A 26,095-nucleotide genomic window follows, 5' to 3' on the forward strand; every position below is an offset into this window, starting at 1 on the left:
GGCCGGCAGGCGGCGCTGCCGGATACTTGCTTTTCCTGTGTAAGCAACCGCTTGCTCGATCCATTGGTACGGCAAGTGCTGGCCCAGGCGTGCCCAATCCGGGTCTTCCTGAGCTTGCACGAGAAAATGGAGCGCGTCATCAAACATGGTGACGCAGGTTAACAGCCCCTGCCAACGTTTACAACACCCCAAAAGAAAAATGCCGTTCAGTCTTAACTGAACGGCATTACCTTCGAGAGGCGCTTTTTTACCGAGCAAGCCGCATCACCCGCAGGCGACGGGCCATCTCGTCACTGCGGCTGGATATTGGCAGCCTGTTTGCCCTTCGGGCCAGTGGTGATGTCGAAGCTCACGCGCTGATTCTCTGCCAGCGACTTGAAGCCGGGAGCATTGATTGCCGAGAAGTGCGCGAACAGGTCTTCACCGCCGCCATCAGGGGTGATGAAACCAAAACCTTTTGCATCGTTGAACCACTTAACAGTGCCAGTCGTCATTTTTATTCCCCAAAAGTTATTTTAATTTGCCTTGTCAGGCTTGTCGGTGAAGAAACGAATGACGCCAGCGACTGTCTTAACAAAGCAAAATTATTATAGGCACAATTTCCAGTGTGTGAAGCACAATTGTGAGTAGTATTTACTGTCGAGTTGGGCAGCGACGACAGGAAACCCGGCTTCCCCTGCAACGCCTGTTCTCAGGTGCAATGAAAGTTTCACACTAGTACCGTTTTCGTCGATTTTACCCCGGCTGCATGCGTGTGACGGCAGGCTTGTCCGCCATGCCGCTAAGTACTCGCCTAGTGGGCCGCCGCCTTCGACAGGAGCGCCACCAGCGTCTCGATCGCATACGGTTTGGCCAGCACCTGCACGCCGGGCGTGGCCAGCTGCTGGTCGGTGTAGCCGGTGGCAAGGATCACCGGCAAGCCGGGATAGCGCTGGCGCAGGATGTTCGCCAGGTCGATGCCGCTGACCGCGCCCGGCATGACGACGTCGGAAAACACGACGTCGGGACGGCGCGGGCGGCCTTCCAGCAGGCGCAGCGCCGCGTCGCCGTCTTCCGCGACCAGCACCGTGAAGCCGCTTTCCGTCAGCGCGCGCATGACCGCTTCGCGCACCAGGGCATCGTCTTCCACGAACAGGACCGTGCCGCTGCCGCGCGCCGGCGCCGCGTCTTCGATCGCGGGCGCGGCCGTGACCTCGTCCTGGGCGCGCGCCAGGTACAGGTCGACGCGGGTGCCGATGCCGGGAATGCTGTCGAGGGCCAGGGTGCCGCCGGCCTGGACCGCGAAGGCGTAGGCTTGCGGCAGGCCCAGGCCCGTTCCCTGGCCCGGCGGCTTGGTCGTGAAGAAGGGATCGAGGGCGCGCGCCATCACGTCCGCCTTCATCCCGCTGCCGCTGTCGACCATGCTCACCAGCACATAGTCGCCGCGCGCCAGGTTGCCGTCGGCGCCGTCGATGGCGACGTTGCGCGCCTCGACACGCAGCGAGCCGCCATCGGGCATGGCGTCGCGTGCGTTGAGGGCCAGGTTCAGCAGCGCGACGTCGAACTGGAGCGGCTCGAGCGTGACCGGCCAGACGTCTTCCTCGCAATGCACCTCGACCGCGACGTTGCTGCGCAGCGAGCCTTTCATCAGCTGCACGGCGCTGCGCAGCTGCTCGCACACGTCGACCGTCGTCACGCGCGCTTCCTGCAGGCGCCCGAAGGCGCCGAGCTGGCCGGTCAGGGTGGTGGCGCGCCCCACCGTGCGCTGGCAAGTCTGGATCAGGCTCTTGACCTTGTCCTCGCGCGTGGAAAACGCGGCCAGCTGCAGCGCCGTGGTGAGCGTCTGCAGCAGGTTATTGTATTCGTGGGCAATGCCGCCGGTGAGGCGTCCGAGCGCCTCGAGCTTCTGGTTCTTCAGGAGCGCGCTCTGGGCACGCTCGGTGGCGGCGATGGCGGCGGCGACGCGCGCTTCCATCTCGCCCTGGGCGTGACGGATGCGGCTGCTGGCACCGGCCAGGCGCCGGGCCACGCTGTCGAGCTCGACCCAGCCGGACGGCGCATAGGCCACCTCGGCGCCCTCGCCAAGCGCCCTGGCGCTGCGTCCGAGCGCTTCGATCGACGCGATGGCGCGGTTGGCGAAGCGATGCGCGGCGGCCAGCCCGAGCAGGAGCAGGAGGGCGATCAGCCCGCCGAGTACGGCCGCTGCCTGGCGTGGCGCCTCGCGCAGCGTGTCTACCGGCAGGCTGAGCAGCACTTTCCACTCGGCGCCCGGCACCGTGCTGACGAACACGCGCGACTGCACGCCGTCGAGCGTGCGTGATTCGTAGACGATTTCGTCGGCGTCGCCGATCAGGCGGCGCGACTCGGCCATGATCGGCTTGCCGACGAAGCCCTCGGGGTGGCGGGTACGGGCGACCACGACGCCGTTGCGATCGATCACCGTGGCCAGCCAGTTCGCGGGCAGGTGCTGGCGCATGAGCAGCGTCTGCATGGTGTCCACCCCCACGCCCATGGCCAGCATATAGCGCACCGAATTGTCGACCGTGACCGGCACCTGGATCGCGAAATCGAGCCGCCGTGCGACTTTTCCGATGAAGAGATCGGACACCACGGCACGCTGCGGACCGTATCGCTTGCGCAAGGCGTCCACGTTCGAAGCGGTGCTTGGCGGGAGGGCGCTGCCGAAAGGGCGGCGCGTGTTGAGGAGCTGGCGCGACTCCAGGTCGAACAGGACGACGGTCGCGTTTGGCGGCGGCACGACTGTCCTGGCATGCTCATAGAAGTTGAGCATGCGCCCGCCGGCGAGGGCCGGCGAAGCCGCCAGCGCGCGCAGCACTTCTTCCTTTTTTTCCAGCTCGTTAGCCACCAGCAAGGCCAGGGCGCGCGAGGTTTCCGCCATGCTGCGGTTCTGCGCCTTCTGCGCATCGTGATAAACGTAGGCAACCGCCAGCGCCGAGGCAATGAATGCAGGAACCAATACGGACAGTACAAGCAGCAGGAAGCGGGTCCTGGTTCGCATTGGAGTGAATTGCAATCCATGAAAAACTTCAAAGGGGTTGCAATTATACAAGCAATCGCATCGGCCAACGCATGGCCGGCGTGCGGCCACGCATATGGCAGGCACGCTTGTATAATGTGGCAAGATCAAACAGATATCTGCATATGACCAAGAGCACCCATTTCGGCTACAAGACCGTTTCCGAGGACGAGAAGGTCCACGAGGTCGCCAAGGTTTTCCATTCGGTCGCGGCCAAGTACGACGTCATGAACGACCTGATGTCCGGCGGCCTGCACCGTCTCTGGAAGACCTTCACGATCGCCCAGGCCGGCGTGCGGCCCGGCTTCAAGGTGCTCGACATTGCCGGCGGCACGGGTGACTTGTCGAAGGCGTTCGCCAGGCAGGCCGGGCCGAGCGGGGAGGTCTGGCTGACCGACATCAACGAGTCGATGCTGCGCGTCGGGCGCGACCGTCTATTGAATAAGGGACTGGTGACCCCCACCTTGCTGTGTGATGCCGAAAAGCTACCGTTTCCCGATAATTATTTTGACCGGGTCAGCGTGGCCTTCGGTTTACGTAACATGACGCACAAGGACCAGGCGCTGGCGGAAATGCGCCGCGTACTGAAACCTGGCGGCAAGCTGCTGGTGCTGGAGTTTTCCAAGGTAGCGGCGCCGCTGCAAAAGCCGTACGACGTATATTCGTTCTCGGTGCTGCCGTGGCTGGGCCAGCGCATCGCCGGCGACGCCGACAGCTACCGTTACCTGGCCGAATCGATCCGCATGCACCCGGACCAGGAAACGCTGAAGACCATGATGGAAGGCGCCGGGCTCGAGCGCGTGCAATATTTCAACCTGACGGCGGGCGTTGCAGCCTTGCATACGGGTATCAAACTCTAAGGGGACGACAATGAAGAAATTTCTGGTCACGCTGGTGCTGGCCTTGAGCACAACGGCAATGATTTCGGAAGCGATCGCGCGTCCGATGGGCAGCAAGCGCTCGATCGGGCGCCAGTCGCAGGCGGTGCGCCAGATGCCGGCCCCGGCCCCGGCTCCGATGACGCCTATCAATCGCCAGGCAGCAACGACAGCGCCGGCCGCACCGGTCGCCGGCGCCGCTGCCGGCGCGGCCGGCGCGCGTGCCGCACAGGCGGCCAAGCCGAGCATGTGGAAGGGGGTGCTGGGCGGCGCGCTGCTCGGCCTGGGCCTGGGCGCGCTGTTCTCGCAGCTGGGCATCGGCAGCGCCATGGCGTCGATCCTGTCGTCCATCCTCATGATCGCGCTGCTGGCCCTGGCCGTGATGTTCATCGTGCGCATGTTCCGCCGTAAGGATACGCCGGCCAATGCCCAGTTCAAGGGCGGCTTCAACCAGCCGGTGCCGGCCGGCGCCACGCCCGACATCGGCTCCGGCCTGAGCCAGCCGCAGGCCTACCAGGGCCACGGCACCGCCTCGGGCGTGTCGCTGAACAAGGGTGGCACCGTGGCGCCGGCCGCCGCCCAGCATACCCCATGGGGCGTGCCGGCCGACTTCGATACCGAGGCCTTCCTGCGCCACGCCAAGTCGTCCTTCATCCGCATGCAGGCTGCCTGGGACAAGGGCGATGTGGCCGACCTGCGCGAATTCACGACGCCGGAAGTCTTCGCCGAACTGAAAATGCAAATCGCCGAGCGTGGTCCGAATGCCGATTTCACCGATGTGGTGTCGATCGACGCCCAGCTGCTCGGCATCGAAACCACCGCCAGCGACTACCTCGCCAGCGTCCAGTTCAACGGCATGATCCGTACCGCGCCGAATGCACCGGCCGAGCCCTTCGCCGAAGTCTGGAACATGGAAAAACCGCTGTCGGGCAACACCGGCTGGGTCCTGGCCGGTATTCAGCAGCTCGCCTAGTCGAATTGTCGCCCGGATTGTCGTTCGGTAATGCTCGCTGTACTTTCGTATGGCTGCGCTGCTCGGACGACACTCCTTGCGCTCGTTACAGGCTTTGCACGGTTCTTAATTTCTGCAAACTTTCCTGTGCGACCGGGTTTGCGCCTGGCAAACTGGTAAGATCGACACCGCCCGCCTCACGACGGGCGGTTTTGTTTTTTAGCGACCCTATCCCATGTTCCCAAGCCCCTCATTCCTGGCGCCGCAACGCGCCCTGACAGCGTCGGCCGTCGCCACGATCAACCACTTGCTGGCGGACGAGGCCTGGGCGCGCGCCTCCTTGCAGCGCCATGCCGGCAAGCTGGCCGTGATCGATACCGGCCAGCTGGCGCTACGCCTGCGCATCGGGGCCGACGGCCTGCTCGAAGCGGGCACGGCCGAGGCGGCGCCGAACGTCACCATCCACGTCAAGCTGGCCGACCTGCCGCTGATCGCGCAACACCGCGAGCGTGCGTTTTCGTATGTGCGCATCGAAGGCGATGCCGAGTTCGCCAACACGATTTCCCAGCTGAGCCGCGCACTGCGCTGGGAACCCGAGCACGACCTGGAACGCCTGTTCGGGCCGATCGGCGCGCAGCGCCTGGCGGGCGGGGCGCGCAGCGTGATCGTCAACGTGAATGCCGGCGCACGCCGCCTGGCCGAGAACCTGGCCGAATTCCTGGTCGAAGAACGCCCGGTGCTGAGCCGCCCGGCCGATGTGGAGGCCTTCGGCGCCGACGTCGTGCGCCTGCGCGACGATATCGAACGCGCGGCCAAGCGCATCGCGCGGCTCGAACAACTGCTCAAGCCTTCCCTCATTCCGACAACCCGCCCGAGCGGGGATACCACCCTGGATAGCTGATGATATTGAAATTCCTGCGCCTGCTTAAAATCTTCACCGTCGCAACCAAGTACGGCCTCGATGAAATCGCCATGTCCGGCTTCGATGCCCCGCGTATGGCACGTTTCGTCAGCGGGATGTTTTTCTGGCGCGGGCGCATCACTACCCCGCGCGCGATCCGCCTGCGCCTGGCGCTCGAGGAACTCGGCCCCATTTTCATCAAGTTCGGCCAGGTACTCTCGACCCGGCGCGACCTGATGCCGCCGGATATCGCCGATGAGCTGGCGCTGCTGCAAGACCGCGTGCCGCCGTTTCCTTCCGACCAGGCGATTGCCCAGATCACGCTCTCGCTGGGCGCCCATCCCGACCAGCTCTTCGCCAGCTTCGATCCGGTGCCGGTCGCCTCGGCCTCGATCGCCCAGGTCCACTTCGCAACCCTCAAGAACGGCAAGCAGGTCGCCGTCAAGGTGCTGCGTCCGGGCATGAAGAAGACGATCGACGAGGACGTTGCGCTGATGCACATGGCCACCGGCCTGCTCGAAAAAGTCTGGGCCGACAGCCGGCGCCTGAAACCGCGCGAAGTCGTTGCCGAGTTCGACAAATACCTGCACGACGAACTCGACCTGATGCGCGAGGCGGCCAATGCCAGCCAGTTGCGCCGCAATTTCGCCGACTCGGATTTATTGATGGTTCCGGAAATGTATTGGGACTATTGCTCGAGCAGCGTGATCGTGATGGAACGCATGAATGGCATTCCGGTGTCGCAGATCGACCGCCTGGCGGCCGAAGGCGTCGACCTGAAAAAGCTCTCCAGCGACGGGGTCGAAATCTTCTTTACCCAGGTCTTTCGCGATGGCTTTTTCCACGCAGATATGCATCCCGGAAACATCCTGGTGTCGGTGGAGCCGGAAACCTTTGGCCGCTACATTGCGCTCGACTTCGGTATCGTCGGCACCCTGAACGACTTCGACAAGGATTACCTGTCGCAAAATTTCCTGGCCTTCTTCCGGCGTGACTACAAGCGCGTGGCCGAAGCCCATATCGAATCGGGCTGGGCGCCGAAAAACACCCGGGTCGACGAACTCGAATCGGCCGTGCGCGCCTGCTGCGAGCCGATTTTCGACCGTCCCTTGAAGGATATCTCGTTCGGCCAGATTTTATTGCGCCTGTTCCAGACTTCGCGCCGCTTCAATGTCGAGGTGCAGCCGCAGCTGGTGCTGCTGCAAAAGACACTGCTCAACATCGAGGGACTGGGGCGCCAGCTCGATCCCGACCTGGATCTGTGGAAGACGGCGAAACCCTACCTGGAGCGCTGGATGGGCGAGCAGGTCGGCTGGCGCGGCCTGGTCGAGCGCCTGAAGGCCGAGGCGCCGCGCTATGCCCACATCTTCCCGCAACTGCCGCGCCTGATGCACCAGGCACTCGAACATCATGCGCATCCGCATGCGGCGACCAATCACGAGATGATGAACATGCTGCTGGTCGAAGTGCGCCGCAGCAACCGGATGCTGGGCTTCCTGGCCTGGCTGGTCGGCGGGGTCGCCTCGGGGATCATCGCCGCCGCCTTGCTGGTGCACTACGGCCACACCTTCTGACATGCCCGACTTTGCCAGCCGCGACCCGCTTGCGCCGGCCTTCTGGGACGAACGCTTCGCGCGCGAGTTCACGCCCTGGGATTTGAAGGGGGTGCCGCAGGCGCTGCGCGATTTCGTCGGACGCCGGCAGCCCCGGCGCACGGTAGCGATTCCCGGCTGCGGCAATGGCTACGAACTGGTGTGCATGATGGAGGCCGGCTGGGACGCCACGGCCATCGATTTTTCTGCGGTCGCCGTCAGGCGCGCGCGTGCGCTGGTGGGGCCATGGGCGGCGCAGGTGGTGCATGCCGATTTCTTCACCTGGCAGCCGCCGCGTCCCCTCGACCTGGTGTACGAACGCGCTTTCCTGTGCGCGATGCCGCCGGCCATGTGGCCGCGGGTGGCGGCGCGCTGGGAGCAGTTGTTGGCGCCGGGCGGTTTGCTGGCCGGGTTTTTCTTTTTTGGCAGTGCGCCAAACGGCCCGCCGTTCGGCATCGCGCGCGCGGCCCTCGAGTCGTTATTGCAGCCCTGGTTCGACCTGGTCGAAGAAGGGGCGGTTGCCGATTCGCTGCCCGTCTTTGCAGGACAGGAACGCTGGATGGTGTGGCGCCGCCGCTGAGTCCAGGCCAGGCAAAAAAAAGCCCGCATCAGCGGGCTTCCAACTACAGCTTCTTGTACGGCCATGCGGCGATGAGGCATCGCGCCAACTTCTGTTTCTTGAATCCGGTCCCACGCGCTTGCGCTCGCGGCAGCAGGTGCTGACTAAGCATGCTATTTAATCAGCTAAGTTGATTTTAGGCAAATTAATTCAATCGAACCGCTGACTAAAAACAACACTTCGCCAGGCTGCTGTTTTCACAGGCAGGCCCTTCTTCAGCGAGTGGGGCCATCAATCCGTCGGTGCCGGCTAAAACCTTTATAATGCAGGGTTTTGAGATTTTTGCGGAGTATCAGATGCCGATTTACGCTTACCGCTGCGATGAATGCGGTTTTTCCAAAGATGTGCTGCAAAAAATTTCCGATCCGGTCTTGACGACTTGCCTGTCCTGCGGCAAGAGCGCATTCAAGAAGCAAGTCACCGCCGCCGGTTTTCAGCTCAAGGGGTCCGGCTGGTACGTGACCGATTTCCGTGGTGGAAAGACCCCGGCCACCGGCGCCGCGCCGGCAACCGGTGCTGCCCCGGCCAATGGCGCCAATGGCGCCGCCGCCGCGCCGGATAAGGCCGGCCCGGCCAGCCCGGCCGGCCCGGCTGCCGACGGCGGCGCGCCGGCAACGCCGGCGCCGGCGTCCAAGGGCGACACGAGCGCCTCCTGAGGACGCTCCTGCGGCTGTCCAGGCCGCAGCAATAACAACAATGAGAACGTGATGCGCAAATATTTCCTGACCGGCTTACTGATCCTCGTTCCCCTGGCCATCACGGCCTGGGTGCTGAGCATGGTCATCGGCACGCTCGACCAGTCCTTGATGTTCGTGCCCTACCGCTGGCAGCCGAAGACCCTGTTCGGGTTCGATATCCCGGGCATCGGTGCGATCCTGACGCTTGCCATCGTCTTCATCACGGGATTGCTGACGAATAATCTGGTCGGCGGGTATGTCGTGCGTGTCGGCGAACGCCTGCTCAAGCGCATTCCGGTCGTCAGCTCCCTGTACGGCAGCGTCAAGCAGGTGTCCGACACGCTGTTTTCGTCGTCCGGCAATGCGTTTCGCCAGGCTGTGCTGATCCCCTATCCGCATGCCGATTCGTACACCATCGCTTTCCTCACCGGTGTGCCGGGCGGGGATGTGAAGAACCACCTGGTCGGCGAATTCGTCAGCGTCTACGTGCCGACGACGCCGAACCCGACCTCCGGTTTCTTCCTGATGATGGAACGCAGCAAGGTCGTCGAGCTGGACATGACGGTCGATGCGGCGCTGAAATACATCGTCTCGATGGGCGTCGTCGCACCGGACTAACTACAATACAAGCATGCATCAAGGCCGCCTCTCGCCGGGCGGTGCAATCCGATATACCAACCTGGAATAGAGAAAAATATGTCCTCCATGCGTACTCACTACTGCGGCCTCGTCACCGAAGAACTGCTGGGCCAAACCGTCAGCCTGTGCGGCTGGGTACATCGCCGCCGCGACCACGGCGGGGTCATCTTCATCGACCTGCGCGACCGCGAAGGACTGGTGCAGGTCGTCTGCCATCCGGATAATGCCGATGTGTTCAAGGCCGCCGAGCATGTGCGCAACGAGTACTGCCTGCGCATCACCGGCACCGTGACCAACCGTCTGGAGGGCACGGTCAACGCCAACCTGAAGTCGGGCAAGATCGAGATCAACGCCAGCGCCGTCGACGTGCTGAACGCGTCGGTGCCGGTGCCGTTCCAGCTCGACGACGACAACCTGTCGGAAACGACCCGTCTGACCCACCGCGTGCTCGACCTGCGCCGCGGCCAGATGCAGCGCAACCTGCGCCTGCGCTACAAGGTGTCGATGGAAGTGCGCAAGTACCTCGACAACCTGGGCTTCATCGACATCGAAACCCCGATGCTGACCAAGTCGACCCCGGAAGGCGCGCGCGACTACCTGGTGCCCTCGCGCGTCAATCCGGGCAACTTCTTCGCGCTGCCGCAGTCGCCGCAGCTGTTCAAGCAGCTTTTGATGGTCGCTAACTTCGACCGTTACTACCAGATCACCAAATGCTTCCGCGACGAAGACCTGCGCGCCGACCGCCAGCCTGAATTCACCCAGATCGACTGCGAAACCTCGTTCCTGACCGAACAGGAAATCCGTGATCTTTTCGAAGACATGATGCGCGTCGTCTTCAAGAATGCCGCCGGCATCGACCTGCCGAGCCCGTTCCCCGTGATGGACTTCGCCACCGCCATGGGCACCTACGGCTCGGACAAGCCCGACCTGCGCGTCAAGCTCGCGTTCACCGAACTGACCGAGCTGATGAAGTCGGTCGAATTCAAGGTCTTCAACAGCGCCGCCAACATGACCGGCGGCCGGGTCGTCGGCCTGCGCGTGCCGCAGGGCGGCTCGATGCCGCGTTCGGAAATCGATGCCTACACCCAGTTCGTCGCGATCTACGGCGCCAAGGGCCTGGCCTACATCAAGGTCAACGAAAAGGCCAAGGGCCGCGAGGGCCTGCAATCGCCGATCGTGAAAAACATCTCGGACGAGGTGCTGGCCCAGGTCCTGGAACTGACGGGCGCGCAGGATGGCGACCTGATCTTCTTCGGCGCCGACAAGGCCAAGGTCGTCAACGACGCCATCGGCGCGCTGCGCGTGAAGATCGGCCACTCGGAGTTCGGCAAGAAGGCCGGCCTGTTCGACGAGACCTGGGCGCCGCTGTGGGTGATCGACTTCCCGATGTTCGAGCACGACGAAGAGGCGAACCGCTGGACCGCGACCCACCACCCGTTCACGGCCCCGAAAGACGGCCACGAAGACATGCTGGAAACCAATCCGGGCGCCTGCATCGCCAAGGCCTACGACATGGTCCTGAACGGCTGGGAAATGGGCGGCGGCTCGATCCGTATCCACCGCGAAGAAGTCCAGAGCAAAGTGTTCCGCGCACTGAAGATCGATGCCGAAGAAGCCCAGCTGAAATTCGGTTTCCTGCTCGACGCCCTGCAATACGGCGCGCCGCCGCACGGTGGCCTGGCCTTCGGCCTGGACCGCCTGGTCACCCTGATGACCGGTTCGGAATCGATCCGCGACGTGATCGCCTTCCCGAAAACCCAGCGCGCGCAGTGCCTGCTGACGAATGCGCCTTCGGAAGTCGACGAGAAGCAACTCAAGGAACTGCATATCCGCCTGCGTAACGAGCCGAAAGCAGGCTAAGCCCGATAAGCCTTGCGGCTGGGTAGAATAGGGGCCGGAGCATTGTCGTCGACGATGCGCCGGCCTTTTTTTATGGTTGTCCCCGGAGAAGCCCAGCGTGCACAAGATTCCTGAATCGGTCCTCGTCGTGATCCATACGCTTGAGTTGGAGGTGCTCTTGATCGAGCGCGCCGACCGTCCGGGGTTCTGGCAATCGGTGACCGGCTCGCTCGACGCGCTCGACGAACCGCTGCTGGAGACGGCCCGGCGCGAATTGTTCGAGGAAACCGGGATCGCTGCCGATGGCGAGCGTATCCGCCTGCATGACTGGAAGCTGTCGAATCGCTACCAGATTTATCCGACCTGGCGCCACCGCTATGCGCCTGGCGTCACCCACAATACGGAACACGTGTTTTCGGTGTGCGTGCCGCGCGATATACCAATCCTGCTCAGTCCGCGCGAGCACTTGCAGTACGCGTGGCTGCCGTTGCTGAAAGCGGCGGATCGGTGTTTTTCGTCGTCGAATGCGGAAGCGGTGCTGCAGCTTCCGCGCCATCTGAATCCTTGATCACAGTGCAATCGGCTACTCGAAGTTGCCTACACTCAAGATAGATTTAAAGCATTGTTTGGACATAAAGAAGTGTGATTTAAATCGTTCGTTTTTGTCCAGCCATCGGTTAGGCTGGTCGAATGGATAACGATCTCACGGAGCAGGCCGGCTCCAGCCAATGGCATCTCGGCCCCATCATCGACGCACTGCGCACTTCGCGCGAATCGACCCATAACATCCGTCACCAGGGAAGGGTGCGCGAGCTGCCGTCGCGCGAGGTGGTGCGCCAGGTGATCGACGGTGTCTGCGCGGCGCTGTTTCCCACGCATTACGGTCGACCCGACCTGAACGACGAGAGCATCGATTATTTTGTCGGCGATACCCTCAATGTCGCGCTGGACCGCCTGGCCGGGCAGGTGCGGCGCGCGCTGCGCTTCAATCCGGAGCTCGAGCACATCGCCGAAGCTGAACTGGCCGAACGGGCGCGCGTCATCACGCGCCATTTTGCAGCCGGCCTGCCTGACATCCGCGCGCTGCTGGTGTCGGACGTGCAGGCGGCGCTGGCGGGCGACCCGGCCGCCAGTTCGGTGGCCGAGATCATGCTGTGCTATCCGGGCACGATCGCCGTGCTGTACCACCGCCTGGCGCACTGCCTGCACCGCCTCGGCGTACCCTTCCTGGCAAGACTGGCCGCCGACATCGCCCACACGCTCACCGGCATCGACATCCACCCGGCCGCGCAAATCGGCGCCAGCTTCTTCATCGACCACGGCACCGGCGTCGTCATCGGCGAAACCGCGGTCATCGGCCGCCACGTGCGCCTGTACCAGGCCGTCACACTCGGTGCACGGCGCTTCCCGACGGACGAGAGCGGCGCGCTGGTGAAAGGCGCTCCGCGCCATCCGATCGTCGAGGACGATGTCGTCATCTATGCCGGCGCCACCATTTTGGGACGCATCACGGTCGGGGCCGGGTCGACGATCGGCGGTAATGTCTGGCTGACGCAAAGCGTGGAACCGGGGAGTAACGTGACGCAGGCGCAAATGCGTAATACTTGAAAAAAAAGCAATGCCAGTCGCGATGGACAATAGGCAAATTATTGAAAAAATGGAATTCGGTTGCCATGACGTATTTCCACGGCGGCGCAAAATTTTTCATTAAAGCAATAAAAAGCTGCGTTGACTCAGATTTGACTCGCCTCATTCCGTAAAATCGTCAAGTCAAGCGAAATTTGTTTGTAGGCGCGAATACAACAGTTGCCTAGCATTTGTCCTACAAGCGAGCTTCATCTAAACGTACAAATGTTTTCCGATCAGAATTAAAGGCGGGTGTAAACCACCGATAGTAAGAAATGACTCAGCGAAAGTTTGTCGTACTGTCGGGAAACCTCGGCTAACGTGCATACAAATTGATACAAATACGTACAGAGTGAATACAAATTATCTACGGCAACTTTTTCTGTTACAACTTGAAACAAATTCCCAGCGGCAAAATTGCTGAAGGAAATTTGTTATGTTAGCTAGCGCACAATAGATTCCGCGTTTGACAATCGTAATTCAGTCGCCTATCGTCAGCAATTCGCGTCAAGCGAGTTTTTGAACTGCAACACGTCCAACCAACGGATTCTGGGAGAAAAAATATGGAACAATTCGAACCGAAGCACGAGGAAACAGTGAAGGCAGTGAGCGTTGACGACGATTGTTTTTACGTCGACTTGCTCTGCGGCCTGCGCCTGAGCGGCCCACGCCTGATTTCCGTTCCCTTGTCCGAGGCAGAGAATCTGGCGGCGCCGCGCAATGCGTCGCTGCGCCAGCACTGGGAAGCAGCGCCTGCGTTTGAATGAGCTGCCATCGGGGGCGAGGTTCTGGAAACCTTACCCCGTGCCGCACGATTGGAAACGTTATAAAAATGAACACGGACTGATGGGGTTAGAATGTTCCCATGAAGATTCGTGTCGCGACCTACAATATCCACAAGGGTGTCACCTCGTTGCGTAGTACCCCTCGGGTATTGGCGCTCAAAAAGGCGATTGCCGAGTTTCACGCCGATATCGTTTTCCTGCAGGAAGTGCAAGGGCGGCACGACCGCCACCATGCACGCTATGGCCAGCACAAGCAGCCCACCCGTATCTGGCCAGAAACGGCGCAGTATGAATTCCTGGCCGGCGAGTCGCACCACCATCATTCGGCCTATGGCATGAATGCGGTCTACGACCATGGCCACCACGGCAATGCGCTGCTGAGCTGCTATGCGATCGAGAACAGCCATAACCATGACGTCTCGGACCATGCCTACGAGCAGCGCGGCATCCTGCATTGTGTGCTCGGTACGCCGGCAGGCAGGATCCACTGCTACGTCGTCCACCTCGGGCTGTTCGAAGGGGGGCGCGGGCGTCAGGTGCAGCAGCTGATCGAGGCCGTGCAAACCTCGGCGCCGAACGGCGAACCGGTCATCATCGCCGGCGATTTCAACGACTGGAGAAATACGCTGAGCGAACGCCTGCGCAATGCGCTCGGCGTGACCGAGGTATTCGACGAGCTCGGACCGAAATCGGCGCTCGGGGACATGGTACGTAGCTGGGCCGGCCGCCAGCCACGCCTGGCACCGGCACGCACCTTCCCGGCGGCGCTGCCCTGGTTCCGCCTGGACCGCATCTATGTGCGGGGCTTCAAGATCGATAACGCCCAGGTCATGGCCGGCCCGATCTGGGCCAAGCTGTCCGACCACGCGCCCATCGTCGCCGAATTGCAGCTGGCCTGAGACAATGCGCAGCATTACGTATGTAGCGAACAACGACATCACCCTGCTCGAAACCGGGCAACAGCTATTCCCGGCGATGATCGCCGCCATCGACGCCGCCCGCCAGGACATTCTGTTCGAAACCTATATCTTTGCCGAGGACGAGGTCGCGCGCGGCATCGAGGCGGCGCTCATCCGCGCCGCCGGGCGCGGCCTGAAGGTGCGCGTGCTGGTCGACTGGTTCGGCACCGGGCACCGCGCCTGCTGCCGCCGCGCCGAAGCCTTTGCCGCGGCCGGCGTGTATTACCGCGTCTTCAATCCCTGGTTCAAGCGCGGCATCGCCCGCACCCACCGCAAGATCACGGTCGTCGACGGTGAACTGGCCTTTGTCGGCGGCATCAACATCAACGACGACATGCTCTGCGACTACGAGCCGCACCGCCCGCTGCCGGCGCCGCGCTGGGATTTCGCCGTGTGCGTGCGCGGGCCGCTGGTGGCGCAGATCGACTTCGAGGCCAAGGCGCAGTGGATGCGCGCCGGGCGCCTCGACCTGCTCAGCCGCATCGGCCTGTTCCGTGAAACGCGGCGCGCGCCGCCCACCGAAGGCGCGCGCCCGATGCGCGCCGCCTTCGTCGTGCGCGACAACCTGCGCAACCGCAGGACGATCCAGCGCGCCTACCTGCAGGCGATCGGCCAGGCCAGGAAGAGCGTGCTGCTGGCCAATCCGTATTTCGCGCCGGGCCGCAAGTTCCGCGAGGCGCTGGCGCGGGCAGCGCGGCGCGGCGTCGATGTCACGCTCCTGATCGGCGTCGGCGAATTCCGCATGCAGGATGCGGTGGCGCGTTCCTTCTATCCGAAGCTGCTCGCTGCCGGCATCAAGGTCGTCGAATACCGCAAGACCCAGCTGCATGCAAAGATCGCCGTGGTCGACGACGACTGGGCGACGGTGGGCTCCAGCAATTGCGACGGCTTGTCGCTGTTCCTGAACCAGGAAGCCAATATCGTCGTCAGGAACGCCGCCTTTGCCCGCGCCGTGCGCACCCACATCGAGCGCGGCATCGCCGATGGCGAAGTGGTGCACATGGAAGAGTTCGAAGGCATGGGATGGATGCGCCGTATGCGCTATGAAATGGCTTACCTTCTCTATAAACTGACCATGAGAATTTTCGCGATTGGCTATGCATAAGGAAGGGTAGCGCATGGAAAACGTACGCATCGACAAGTGGCTGTGGGCAGCGCGCTTTTTTAAAACCCGTTCGCTGGCCGCCGACGCGGTCGAGCGCGGACGCGTGCGGATTGCCGGCGAGCCCGTCAAACCGGCGCGCGCCGTCAAGGTGGACGACAGGATCGTCATCGACAACGGGTCCGACCGCTGGGAAGTGGTGGTGCTCGGGATTTCCGATCAACGCGGGGCGGCGCCGATCGCGCGCGCCCTGTACAGCGAGACCGAGGAGAGCATCGCCAAGCGCGAGAACGATTCGGAAGCCAGGCGCTTGTTCCCTGAGCCGGGCAGTACGATCAAGGGCAGGCCGACCAAGCGCGACCGGCGGGCGATTGCGAAAGCGGCCGGCTAACCTGCCCATCGCCGCGTATGCAACAGCCGGCCGACACTGCGCATCGGTCCGCGCGGGCAAGGGACGCCCACCCGCCAGCGCCACCCAGGAAGACAGCGTCGCCACAATAGAATCGCACCTCTAAGTTCCCGTTTGACATTCGACGCCTGATAGATAATAGTACGCTCGTTCGGATTTTTCGATTCACGCAGGGGAAACGTATCAACACTTCAGCAAAATTCATGCGCAAGGGCGAGCAGACACGGGCGGCGATTCTCGACGTCGCGCTCGAGCTGGCCAGCCGCAACGGTCTCGAGGGCTTGACCATCGGCTTGCTCGCGGACCGCATGAACATGAGCAAGTCGGGCGTGTTTGCCCACTTCGGCTCACGCGAAGACCTGCAGATGGAGGTGCTCAAGCTCTACCACCATCGGTTCGAGCAGGAAGTGTTCTATCCCAGCGTCAAGGAGCCGCGCGGCTTGCCGCGCCTGGAGTCGATGTTCGCGCGCTGGGTCAAGCGGGTTTCGGTCGAAATTGCCTCGGGCTGCATCTATATCAGCGGCGCAGTGGAGTACGACGACCGGCCAGGCCCGATTCGCGAGTCGCTCGTGGCGATGGTGCGTGCCTGGCAGGGTGCGCTGCTGCGCGCCGTACAGCAGAGCATCGACTGCGGCGCCTTGCTGCCCGACACCGACCCGAACCAGCTGGTCTACGAGATGTACGGCTTGATCCTGGCCCTGCACCACGACGCCCGTTTCCTGCGCGTCCCCGGCGCGCTGGACCGTGCCAACCACGGCTTCGCGCGCCTGATCGAAAACTACCGCAATCCCGTCCACAGTCATCATCAAAGTAACTGAGCACGCCTCGCGCCTGCTCTTCGGCTTCAAAAAAAACATCTCACCTTCTTCAGGAGAAAACCATGGGTCAGTACGTCGCGCCAATCCGGGATATGCAGTTCGTTCTGCATGAGTTCCTCAACGTTACCGAAGAGTTCAAGAGCCTGCCGGCTTACCAGGAAATCGACACCGACATCATCAACCAGGTGCTCGAAGAAGGTGCGAAGTTCACGCAGGAAGTGCTGTTCCCGCTGAACCACCCGGGCGACCGCGAAGGCTGCCATTTCGACGCCGCGACCAAGACCGTGACGACGCCCAAGGGTTTCAAGGAAGCGTATAAACAGTATGTCGAAGGCGGCTGGGCGGCGCTGGCCTGCGATCCGGAGTACGGCGGCCAGGGCCTGCCCGTCTCGCTCAACAATTCGTTCTACGAAATGCTGAACTCGGCCAACCAGGCCTGGACCATGTACCCGGGCCTGTCGCACGGCGCCTACGAATGCCTGAAGGAACACGGCACCGACGAGCAGAAACGGTTCTACCTGCCCAAGCTCGTGTCGGGCGAGTGGACCGGCACCATGTGCCTGACCGAAGCGCATTGCGGCACCGACCTCGGCATGCTGCGCTCGAAGGCCGAACCGCAGGGCGACGGCAGCTACAAGATCAGCGGCTCGAAGATCTTCATCTCGGCCGGCGAGCACGATTGCGCCGAAAACATCATCCACCTGGTGCTGGCGCGCCTGCCGGACGCACCGGAAGGCTCGAAAGGCATCTCGTTGTTCCTGGTGCCGAAGTTCCTGCCGAACGCGGACGGCTCGCTGGGCGAACGCAACCCGATCTTCTGCGGCGCCATCGAGGAAAAGATGGGCATCCACGGTAACGCCACCTGCCAGATGAACCTGGACGGCGCCGTCGGCACCCTGATCGGCCAGCCGCACAAGGGCTTGAATGCGATGTTCGTGTTCATGAACGCCGCCCGCCTGGGCGTGGGCATGCAGTCGCTCGGCCTGACCGAAGTGGCCTACCAGAACGCGCTGGTGTATGCGAAAGACCGCATCCAGATGCGGTCGCTGTCGGGACCGAAGGCGCCGGACAAGCCGGCCGACCCGATCATCGTGCACCCGGACGTGCGGCGCATGCTGCTGACCGCGAAGGCCTATGCCGAAGGCGCGCGCGCCGTCTGCTCGTACGTCGCGCTGCAGATCGACCGCGAACTGAACCACCCTGACGAAGAAGTGCGCAAGCAAGCCGCCGGCGAAGTCGCGCTCCTGACCCCGATCGTGAAGGCCTTCATCACCGACAACGGCTGGATCGCGACCTCGGAAGCGATGCAGGTCTACGGCGGCCACGGCTACATCAGCGAATGGGGCATGGAGCAGTACGTGCGCGACGCGCGCATCAACATGATCTATGAAGGCACGAACACGATCCAGTCGCTCGACCTGCTGGGCCGCAAGATCCTGATGGACAACGGCGCCAAGCTGCGTGCCTTCGGCGAGAAGATCAAGTCCTTCGTCGAAGAAAACGGCCTGGACGAGTCGATGTCGGAATTCGTGACCCCCTTGGGCGAACTCGGCGAGAAGGTCGGCAAGCTGACCATGGAAATCGGCATGAAGGCCTTCGCCAACCAGGATGAAGTGGGCGCGGCCGCCGTGCCCTACCTGCGCGTCGTCGGTCACCTCGTGTTCTCGTACTTCTTCGCGCAGATGGCGAAGATCGCCCTGGCCAAGAAGGATGCGGACGACAAGTTCTACGAGTCGAAGCTGGCCACCGCGCGCTTCTACTTTGCCCGCCTCTACCCGGAGACCGCGATGCTGATCCGCCAGGCACGCTCCGGTTCGGCCAACCTGATGGCGCTCGACGCCGACCTGTTCTAAGAACGCAAGGATAAAACCATGACCAATTTCACCGTCAAGAAAGTCGCCGTGCTGGGCGCCGGCGTGATGGGCGCGCAGATCGCCGCGCACTGCGTCAACGCCAAGGTGCCTGTCGTTCTGTTCGACCTGCCGGCAAAGGAAGGCCCGAAGAACGGCATCGTCCTGCGCGCCATCGAGAACCTGAAGAAACTGTCGCCGGCTCCGCTGGGCAACAAGGATGACGCGTCGCTGATCGAAGTGGCCAATTACGAAGACAACCTCGACGTGCTCGCCGGCTGCGACCTGATCATCGAAGCGATCGCCGAGCGCATGGACTGGAAGCACGACCTGTATGCCAAGGTTGCCCCGCACATCGCGCCGAACGCGATTTTTGCTTCGAACACCTCGGGCCTGTCGATCAACAAGCTGGCCGAAGGCTTCGACGAGGAACTGAAGGCGCGCTTTTGCGGCGTGCACTTCTTCAATCCGCCGCGCTACATGCACCTGGTCGAGTTGATCCCGACCACGTCGACGAATCCGCAGATCCTCGACCAGCTCGAGACCTTCCTGACCTCCGTGCTGGGCAAGGGCGTCGTGCGCGCGAAAGACACGCCGAACTTCATCGCCAACCGGGTCGGCATCTTCGGCATGCTGGCCACGATCCACGAAGCCGAGAAATTCGGCCTGTCGGTGGACGTGGTCGACGACCTGACCGGCGCAAAACTGGGCCGTGCAAAGTCGGGCACCTTCCGCACCGCCGACGTCGTCGGCCTGGACACGATGGGCCACGTCATCAAGACCATGCAGGACACCCTGCAGGACGACCCGTTCTTCGCCCTGTACAAGACGCCGGACGTGCTGGCGAAACTGATCGGGAAGGGGGCTCTGGGCCAGAAGACCGGCGGCGGCTTCTATAAAAAGGTCGGCAAGGACATCCAGCGCCTCGACTTCGCCACCGGCGAATACGTCGCCGGCGGCGGCAAGGCCGCCGACATCGTCGCGCGCATCCTGAAGGAAAAGGATCCGGTCAAGAAGTTCAAGGCCCTGCGCGAATCGACCAACCCGCAGGCGCAGTTCCTGTGGGCGATCTACCGCGACGCCTTCCACTACATCGCCGTGCACCTCGACACCATCGCCGACAACGCGCGCGACATCGATTTCGCCATGCGCTGGGGCTTCGGCTGGAGCGTCGGTCCCTTCGAGACCTGGCAAGCCGCCGGCTGGACCCAGGTCGCGCAATGGGTCAAGGAAGACATCGACGCCGGCAAGGCGCTGACCGACACCCCGCTGCCGAGCTGGGTCTTCGAGGGACCGGTTGCCGAGAAGGGCGTGCACACCGCCGAAGGTTCCTACTCGGCTTCGTCGAACAGCTACGTGCCGCGTTCGACCCTGGCCGTCTACGAACGCCAGGCCTTCCGCGCACCGGTGCTGGGCGCCGGCGGGATCGACGCCAGGACCTTCGGCACCACCGTGTTCGAGGACGAGTCGGTCCGCCTGTGGCACGCCGGCGACGATGTGCTGGTCATTTCGCTCAAGACCAAGATGCACGTCATCGGCGACGGCGTGATCAAGGGCCTGAAACGCGGTCTCGAAGAGGCCGAAAAGAACTTCAAGGGCCTGGTGATCTGGAATACCGACGCGACCGAAGGCGGCGCCTTCTCGGCCGGCGCCGACCTGCAATCGGCCCTGCCGGCCTTCATGGCCGGCGGCGCGAAGGCGATGGACCCGATCGTCAAGGAACTGCAGGACACGTTCATGCGGATGAAGTACTCGAACGTGCCGGTCGTGGCCGCGGTTGCCGGCCTGGCGCTGGGCGGCGGCTGCGAGCTGGCCCTGCACGCCTCCAGGCGCGTGGCGGCGATCGAGTCCTACATCGGCCTGGTCGAAGTCGGCGTCGGCCTGGTGCCGGCCGGCGGCGGCCTGAAGGAAGCGGCGGTACGCGCCTTCACCGAAGCGAAGGGCAACGACATCCTGCAATTCCTGAAGACCGGTTTCACCAACGCCGCGACGGCCCAGGTGTCGAAGTCGGCGCTGGAAGCGAAGGCGATGGGTTACCTGAAGGACGACGACATCATCGTCTTCAACTCCTATGAGCTGCTGCACGTGGCGAAGGTCCAGGCGCGCGCGATGTTCGACGCCGGCTACCGCGCTCCCCTGCAGCGCCCGGTCACCGTCACCGGCCGCTACGGCTGGGCGACGATCCGCGGCCAGCTGGTCAACATGCGCGACGGCGGCTTCATTTCCGCCCACGATTACAAGCTGGGCGACATGATCGCCGAGATCGTGACCGGCGGCGACGTCGACCAAGGCAGCGTGGTGTCGGAGCAGTGGCTTCTCGACATGGAACGCAAGGCCTTCATTGAACTGCTGAACAACCCGAAGACGCAAGAGCGGATCATGGGAATGATGCAGACCGGCAAGCCGGTGCGGAACTAACTAAGGACGACTGACATGAGCAAACAACTTCAAGACGCATACATCGTCGCGGCGACCCGCACCCCGATCGGCAAGGCGCCACGCGGCATGTTCAAGACGACCCGCCCGGACGACCTGCTGGTGCACGCGATCCGCGGCGCCATGGCCGCCGTGCCGAACCTGGACCCGGCGCTGATCGTCGACGCCATCGTGGGCTGCTCGTTCCCGGAAGCCGAGCAGGGCTTCAACATCGCCCGTAACGCGGTGATCCTGGCCGGCTTGCCGAACACGGTCGGCGGCGTGACCGTCAACCGCTACTGCGCCTCGGGCATCACGGCCCTGGCCATGGCGGCGGACCGCATCCGCGTCGGCGAAGCCGACGTGATGATCGCCGGCGGCGTCGAATCGATGTCGATGGTGCCGATGATGGGTCACCACCCATCGATCAACATGGAGACCTTCAAGGACGAGAACGTGGGCCTGGCCTACGGCATGGGCCTGACCGCGGAAAAGGTCGCCCAGCAGTGGAAAGTCTCGCGCGAAGACCAGGACGCCTTCGGCCTGGAATCGCACCGCCGCGCCATCGCCGCCCAGCAGGCCGGCCTGTTCAAGGACGAGATCACCCCGGTCGAGATCGTCACGCGCACGCCCAACCTGGCCACCGGTGACATCTCGGTCAAGCGCCGCACCGTGGATCTGGACGAAGGCCCGCGCGCCGACGCCAGCCCGGAAGGCATGGCCAAGCTCAAGCCGGTCTTCGCCGCCAAGGGCACCGTCACCGCCGCGACCTCGTCGCAGATGTCGGACGGCGCCGGCGCCCTGATCGTGGTCAGCGAGAAAATCCTGCGCGAGCACAACCTGACCCCGCTGGCCAAGTTCTCCTCGTTCGCCGTGCGCGGCGTGCCGCCTGAAATCATGGGCATCGGCCCGAAGGTGGCGATCCCTGCGGCGCTGGCCGCCGCCGGCATCACCCAGGACCAGCTCGACTGGATCGAGCTGAACGAAGCCTTTGCCGCGCAGGCGCTGGCCGTGATCCGCGACCTCGGCCTGGACACCGGCAAGGTCAATCCGATGGGCGGCGCGATCGCCCTGGGCCACCCGCTGGGCGCCACCGGTGCGATCCGCGCCGCGACCGTCGTGCACGCACTGCGCCGCAACAACCTGAAGTACGGCATGGTGACGATGTGCGTCGGCGCCGGCATGGGCGCGGCCGGCATCATCGAGCGCGTCTGATTTTTCCGATAGCGGCCGTGTCAGCCTTCGCGGCGATGCGGCCTCTACGCGGTCTTGTGCCCCCGAGCCACCCCCGGAGACTGAACCCATGACGATCCAGACGACCAAAGAAAACGGCATCCTCACCATCGAATTCGACCGCCTCGAGCGCAAGAACGCCATCACCGGCGCCATGTATGCGACGATGGCCGACGCGCTGCTCGATGCCGAACAAGACCGGGCAATCCGCGCCGTCCTCATCACCGGCAAACCCGATATCTTCACCGCCGGTAACGACCTCGACGACTTCCTGAACAACGCAGGCGACGGCGCCATGGGTGAGGACCGTCCCGTTTTCCGCTTCATGCGCGCCCTCGAGGGCTGCACGCGGCCGGTCGTCGCCGCAGTGGCGGGCGCGGCGGTCGGCATCGGCACCACGATGCTGATGCACTGCGACCTGGTCTATTGCGCCGACAACGCCAAGTTCTCGATGCCCTTCACCCAGCTCGGCCTGTGCCCGGAATTCGCCTCGTCGGTGCTGGTCGCGCAAAGCGCCGGCTATACCCGCGCCGCCGAAAAGCTGATGCTGGGCGAAGCCTTCGGCGCCCAGGAAGCGTTCGAGATGGGCATCGTGGCGCGCGTGCTGCCGGCCGCCGAACTGCTGGCCTTCGCACAAGGCCAGGCCGCCAAGCTCGTTGCCCTGCCGGCCGCATCGATCCGCGCCACCAAGGCGCTGATGCGCCGTCCACGCGCGGCCCTGGTCGCCGAGACCATGGACGTCGAAAACAAGCAGTTCGGCGCGATGCTGGCCGGCGCCGAGGCGAAGGAAGCGTTCACGGCCTTCTTCCAGAAGCGCAAGCCCGACTTTTCGAAGTTCGACTGATCCGTTGTTTGAAAGCCGGTGAAGGAAAGCCGATGAAGGCGCGGTCGGGCCATGCGCTCGGCCCAAGACGGGTACAAGAACTGGTGCCGGTATGTTTCCCGACCGCCGACGCCGGTAGGGCAGCAGGGCTGCCGTGTTCTTGCGAACGAGGCTATCGTCGCTCACCAATATGACAGGCGCTTGACGCCCGTATGACAATTTGCTGAATCCTAGACGCGCTTGGGCACCGGAAGCGGCTGATGCAGCCGGTTGTCGCACAAGGTCAGCACGGAGCGCACCAGCTCCGCCGGCCCCACCGGTTTCGACAGGTATTCGTCGAAGCCCGCTTCGAGCGCGCGCATGCGGTCCTCTTTGCGCGAGAAGGCGGTCAGCGCCAGGGCGCGCATGGTCGAGACATACGGATCGTGCGAGGCGCGCACGCGCCGGATCAATTCCAGCCCGTCCATGCCCGGCATGCCGATATCACTCACCATCAGGTCGGGCTTCAGGCGGTCGATCATCTGCAGCGCTTCGTAGGCGGTCGAGGCGGTGACGATGGTGGCGGCCATGTCGCCCAGCACGTAGCGCACGATGTCGAGCGAATCGCGTTCGTCATCGATGACCAGGATGGTCAAGCCGGCCAGCGCGCCGCTGCTGGCGCGCACGGCGTCGAGGTCGTGCGGCTTGACCAGGCAGCCGGGTGTCACGCCTGCGTCCGCATTCGCGCCCAGCAGCGGCATGGTCAACGTGAAGACGGCGCCTTTGCCTTCGCCGGCGCTGGCGGCCGTCAGCTGGCCGCCTTGCAATTGGACCAGCTGCTGCGCAATCGACAGGCCCAGGCCGAGTCCGCCGTGGCTGCGCGTCGACGAAGAATCGGCCTGGCGGAAGCGGTCGAATACATAAGGCAGGAAGTCCGGCCTGATGCCGATGCCCGTATCGGCGACCTCGATCACGATGGCATCCTTGGCGCGCCTGGAGCTCACCCGCACACTGCCGCCGTCGGGCGTGAACTTGATCGCGTTCGACAGCAGGTTCGTCATCACCTGCTGCAGGCGGCCGGCGTCCGCCGTCAGCGGGCCGGCGTGGCTCTCGATGAGCATGTCCAGGCGCACACCCTTGGCCATGGCGGTGGGACGCAGCTTTTCGACGGCGGCGGCGATGAAGTCGGACGGCCAGCTGCGGCCAACCTCAATGCGGATCTTGCCGGCGATCAGGCGGCTCATGTCGAGCATGTCTTCGATCAGCTGCGACTGGGCGCGCGCGTTGCGCTCGATCGTCTGCAGGCCGCGGCGCAGCAGCTTTTCATCCTTGCCGCCGTCCATCAGCAATTGCGCCCAGCCGAGCATGGCATTGAGCGGCGTGCGCAGTTCGTGCGACAGGGTGGACAGAAATTCATCCTTCATGTCGGAGAGGCGCTCGGCCTCCAAGCGCGCCTTTTGCTCGTGCAGGTACAAGGTCTGGCGCTCGGCCGAGGTAGCCAGCGAGGCTGCCAGGATGCGCGAGCGGTCTTCGAGGCGCGAGTCGTAGACGGCGATCAGGGTGGCAATCGTCAGCAGCAGCAGGGCCGTGACGGTCACCATGCCAGTCAGCAAGTCCTGGCTGATGCCGACGTCCGCTTCGAGACAGACGCTGGCTGGGGAAAAATGCGCCGCTTCCATGCCGGTGTAGTGCATGCCGACGATGGCGCCGCCCATCACGACGGCGGCGGCCAGCTGGGCCAGCTTGCCGCTCTGGATGCGATCGCGCAGGTGGAAAGCGAGCCACAAGGCGCCGGCCGAAGCGCCGATGGCGATCACGACCGAAACGGCGAACAGCAGCGGGTCGTATTCGATGCCGGGACGCATGCGCATGGCCGCCATGCCGGTGTAGTGCATGGCATTGATGCCGATACCCATCAACACGGCGCTGACGGCGACACGGGTGATGGTGGGGGCCGGCCGGCTGATCTGCGACAGCGCCAGCAGGGAAGCGAGCACCGGCAGCAGCCAGGACACGAAGGTGATGGCCGTGTCGTAGCCGACCGGGAAGGGCAGGCGGAAGGCTTGCATGCCGATGAAGTGCATGGCCCAGATGCCGCTGCCCATGGCAAACGCGCCGCCGGCCATCCACCAGTAGGTGGCACGGCCATGCGAATGGCGCACGCGTTCGGCCAGGCTCAGCGCGGTGTAGGACGCGTAGATCGCGACCACGATGGACACGACGACGAGGGCGGGTTCGTAATGGCCGGGAGACATGGCAAATCCGATAGTTCAGCGGGAAAACGCCCGGTATGTTGGAAAAAACGACAAGTAGGTGAGTCTACACGGCAGCGGCTCAGTCCGCAGCAGATTTCTCTTTGGCAATAGTGTGCCGGCCTGAAACACGCCACGCGGCCGTGCGGCCGCGGTCCAGGGAAGCGGGGTGCGTCATCGGCTTTCTGCCGAGACAGGCTCTCAGCGTTTCAGGAAGACTGCCGCCATCGCCGCCACTACGCCGGCGGCCGCGACGGCCCAGGGGCCGATGCGCATGATCTCGTCCGACCGCCCTTCCTGCACGGCGAGCGGACTGGAGAGCGGACGCCATTCGTCGTCGTGGGCGGCGGCGGCGCGGGCGGTGGCCGCTTCCTGTTCATAGAGGGAAGAGAAGCGTTCGAGGTCGATCGGATTGAGCGTGGCCATGAAGGCGACGATCTGGTCGTGCTGGTCCAGCCGCACCTGGTAGTGGTTGCGTCCGTTGGCGACGGCGCTGCGCAGGTACGCCGCTTCGGTTTCGACGAGGGCGCGCACGCTTTCGCGCGTGATGGCGTCCAGCGCGATCCTGGGTCGTTCAACGCTTCGTCTGTCGGCTTGCACTCGCTGTCTCTCTCGGCATTACATTTGAACGGGCAGTCTACGCTCGCCGCTGTCGGCGTGCCAACACGCTTGGCCGTGCGGCCTGCTGTCGATCTGTCAACGGCCTGATGCAATCCGTCTCGAAATTTCTA

General features: G+C 63.6%; 23 protein-coding genes and 1 pseudogene. 19 read left to right on the plus strand and 5 right to left on the minus strand.

Annotated features, from left to right (window positions below; translation table 11 throughout):
* The 3 genes and pseudogenes from ACFPOU_RS20225 to ACFPOU_RS20235 form a co-directional block, all read right to left on the minus strand.
* Window positions 1-258 (minus strand): annotated as a pseudogene (locus tag ACFPOU_RS20225) (hypothetical protein); the annotation flags it as partial.
* A gap of 32 nt (window positions 259-290) precedes the next feature.
* On the minus strand, window positions 291-494 hold the full coding sequence (locus ACFPOU_RS20230) for a cold-shock protein (protein ID WP_379725565.1): 204 nt from the start codon (window positions 492-494) through the stop codon (window positions 291-293).
* Between the two features lie 299 nt (window positions 495-793).
* Window positions 794-2,998, minus strand: coding sequence for a hybrid sensor histidine kinase/response regulator (locus ACFPOU_RS20235; protein ID WP_379725568.1), 2,205 nt, complete (start codon window positions 2,996-2,998; stop codon window positions 794-796).
* A 143-nt stretch (window positions 2,999-3,141) separates the two neighbouring features.
* Between ACFPOU_RS20235 and ubiE the strand changes: the two genes are divergently transcribed.
* The 19 genes from ubiE to ACFPOU_RS20330 all read left to right on the plus strand — a co-directional run bounded on the left by ubiE (window position 3,142) and on the right by ACFPOU_RS20330 (window position 23,154).
* Window positions 3,142-3,876 carry a bifunctional demethylmenaquinone methyltransferase/2-methoxy-6-polyprenyl-1,4-benzoquinol methylase UbiE gene (gene ubiE, locus ACFPOU_RS20240; RefSeq protein ID WP_379725571.1) on the plus strand — a complete coding sequence of 245 codons (735 nt, stop codon included), beginning with the start codon at window positions 3,142-3,144 and terminating at the stop codon, window positions 3,874-3,876.
* A 10-nt stretch (window positions 3,877-3,886) separates the two neighbouring features.
* Window positions 3,887-4,867 (plus strand): Tim44 domain-containing protein, encoded by a 981-nt coding sequence (locus ACFPOU_RS20245; RefSeq protein ID WP_379725574.1) that lies wholly within the window; start codon window positions 3,887-3,889, stop codon window positions 4,865-4,867.
* Between the two features lie 214 nt (window positions 4,868-5,081).
* Window positions 5,082-5,747: a ubiquinone biosynthesis accessory factor UbiJ gene (locus ACFPOU_RS20250; protein ID WP_379725576.1), complete on the plus strand. Its 666-nt coding sequence runs from the start codon at window positions 5,082-5,084 to the stop codon at window positions 5,745-5,747.
* Window positions 5,747-7,321 (plus strand): ubiquinone biosynthesis regulatory protein kinase UbiB, encoded by a 1,575-nt coding sequence (gene ubiB, locus ACFPOU_RS20255; RefSeq protein ID WP_379725579.1) that lies wholly within the window; start codon window positions 5,747-5,749, stop codon window positions 7,319-7,321. Before ACFPOU_RS20250 ends, ubiB begins: the two co-directional genes overlap by 1 nt.
* Window position 7,322: 1 nt before the next feature.
* Complete coding sequence (locus ACFPOU_RS20260; RefSeq protein ID WP_379725582.1) at window positions 7,323-7,919, plus strand: methyltransferase domain-containing protein; 597 nt, start codon at window positions 7,323-7,325, stop codon at window positions 7,917-7,919.
* Window positions 7,920-8,254: 335 nt separating this feature from the next.
* A complete protein-coding gene (locus ACFPOU_RS20265; protein WP_379725585.1) occupies window positions 8,255-8,614 on the plus strand; it encodes an FmdB family zinc ribbon protein in 360 nt (119 codons plus the stop codon).
* A 51-nt stretch (window positions 8,615-8,665) separates the two neighbouring features.
* Window positions 8,666-9,253, plus strand: a complete 588-nt coding sequence (locus ACFPOU_RS20270; RefSeq protein ID WP_379725587.1) for a DUF502 domain-containing protein — start codon at window positions 8,666-8,668, stop codon at window positions 9,251-9,253.
* Window positions 9,254-9,340: 87 nt separating this feature from the next.
* On the plus strand, window positions 9,341-11,134 hold the full coding sequence (aspS, locus tag ACFPOU_RS20275) for an aspartate--tRNA ligase (protein ID WP_379725589.1): 1,794 nt from the start codon (window positions 9,341-9,343) through the stop codon (window positions 11,132-11,134).
* A 97-nt stretch (window positions 11,135-11,231) separates the two neighbouring features.
* Window positions 11,232-11,681 carry a dihydroneopterin triphosphate diphosphatase gene (gene nudB, locus ACFPOU_RS20280; RefSeq protein WP_379725592.1) on the plus strand — a complete coding sequence of 150 codons (450 nt, stop codon included), beginning with the start codon at window positions 11,232-11,234 and terminating at the stop codon, window positions 11,679-11,681.
* A 122-nt stretch (window positions 11,682-11,803) separates the two neighbouring features.
* Window positions 11,804-12,721 (plus strand): serine O-acetyltransferase EpsC, encoded by a 918-nt coding sequence (gene epsC, locus ACFPOU_RS20285; RefSeq protein WP_379725595.1) that lies wholly within the window; start codon window positions 11,804-11,806, stop codon window positions 12,719-12,721.
* 581 nt (window positions 12,722-13,302) lie between these two features.
* Window positions 13,303-13,506 carry a hypothetical protein gene (locus ACFPOU_RS20290; protein WP_379725598.1) on the plus strand — a complete coding sequence of 68 codons (204 nt, stop codon included), beginning with the start codon at window positions 13,303-13,305 and terminating at the stop codon, window positions 13,504-13,506.
* A 98-nt stretch (window positions 13,507-13,604) separates the two neighbouring features.
* On the plus strand, window positions 13,605-14,423 hold the full coding sequence (locus ACFPOU_RS20295; RefSeq protein ID WP_379725601.1) for an endonuclease/exonuclease/phosphatase family protein: 819 nt from the start codon (window positions 13,605-13,607) through the stop codon (window positions 14,421-14,423).
* Window positions 14,424-14,427: 4 nt separating this feature from the next.
* The gene (gene clsB, locus ACFPOU_RS20300; RefSeq protein WP_379725604.1) at window positions 14,428-15,588 is read left to right on the plus strand and encodes a cardiolipin synthase ClsB; all 1,161 of its coding nucleotides are present in this window, start codon (window positions 14,428-14,430) and stop codon (window positions 15,586-15,588) included.
* Between the two features lie 13 nt (window positions 15,589-15,601).
* Window positions 15,602-15,976: an RNA-binding S4 domain-containing protein gene (locus tag ACFPOU_RS20305; protein WP_379725607.1), complete on the plus strand. Its 375-nt coding sequence runs from the start codon at window positions 15,602-15,604 to the stop codon at window positions 15,974-15,976.
* Window positions 15,977-16,197: 221 nt separating this feature from the next.
* Window positions 16,198-16,812 (plus strand): TetR/AcrR family transcriptional regulator, encoded by a 615-nt coding sequence (locus tag ACFPOU_RS20310; RefSeq protein WP_379725610.1) that lies wholly within the window; start codon window positions 16,198-16,200, stop codon window positions 16,810-16,812.
* 62 nt (window positions 16,813-16,874) lie between these two features.
* On the plus strand, window positions 16,875-18,665 hold the full coding sequence (locus tag ACFPOU_RS20315) for an acyl-CoA dehydrogenase C-terminal domain-containing protein (protein WP_379725613.1): 1,791 nt from the start codon (window positions 16,875-16,877) through the stop codon (window positions 18,663-18,665).
* An 18-nt stretch (window positions 18,666-18,683) separates the two neighbouring features.
* A complete protein-coding gene (locus tag ACFPOU_RS20320) occupies window positions 18,684-21,080 on the plus strand; it encodes a 3-hydroxyacyl-CoA dehydrogenase/enoyl-CoA hydratase family protein (RefSeq protein WP_379725616.1) in 2,397 nt (798 codons plus the stop codon).
* A 15-nt stretch (window positions 21,081-21,095) separates the two neighbouring features.
* Window positions 21,096-22,292: an acetyl-CoA C-acyltransferase gene (locus ACFPOU_RS20325; protein WP_379725619.1), complete on the plus strand. Its 1,197-nt coding sequence runs from the start codon at window positions 21,096-21,098 to the stop codon at window positions 22,290-22,292.
* Between the two features lie 88 nt (window positions 22,293-22,380).
* Entirely contained in the window at window positions 22,381-23,154 is a 774-nt protein-coding gene (locus ACFPOU_RS20330) for an enoyl-CoA hydratase (protein WP_379725622.1), read from the plus strand.
* 209 nt (window positions 23,155-23,363) lie between these two features.
* On the opposite strand, the gene ACFPOU_RS20335 is transcribed toward ACFPOU_RS20330, so the two are convergent.
* Both ACFPOU_RS20335 and ACFPOU_RS20340 read right to left on the minus strand, forming a co-directional pair.
* Window positions 23,364-25,367, minus strand: coding sequence for an MHYT domain-containing protein (locus ACFPOU_RS20335; protein ID WP_379725625.1), 2,004 nt, complete (start codon window positions 25,365-25,367; stop codon window positions 23,364-23,366).
* A gap of 198 nt (window positions 25,368-25,565) precedes the next feature.
* Window positions 25,566-25,964, minus strand: coding sequence for a hypothetical protein (locus ACFPOU_RS20340; protein WP_379725628.1), 399 nt, complete (start codon window positions 25,962-25,964; stop codon window positions 25,566-25,568).
* Between the last annotated feature and the right edge of the window lie 131 nt (window positions 25,965-26,095).

Origin of the sequence: Massilia jejuensis (assembly GCF_042656795.1) — a bacterium.
In the GTDB taxonomy this organism is placed as follows: domain Bacteria; phylum Pseudomonadota; class Gammaproteobacteria; order Burkholderiales; family Burkholderiaceae_D; genus Telluria; species Telluria jejuensis.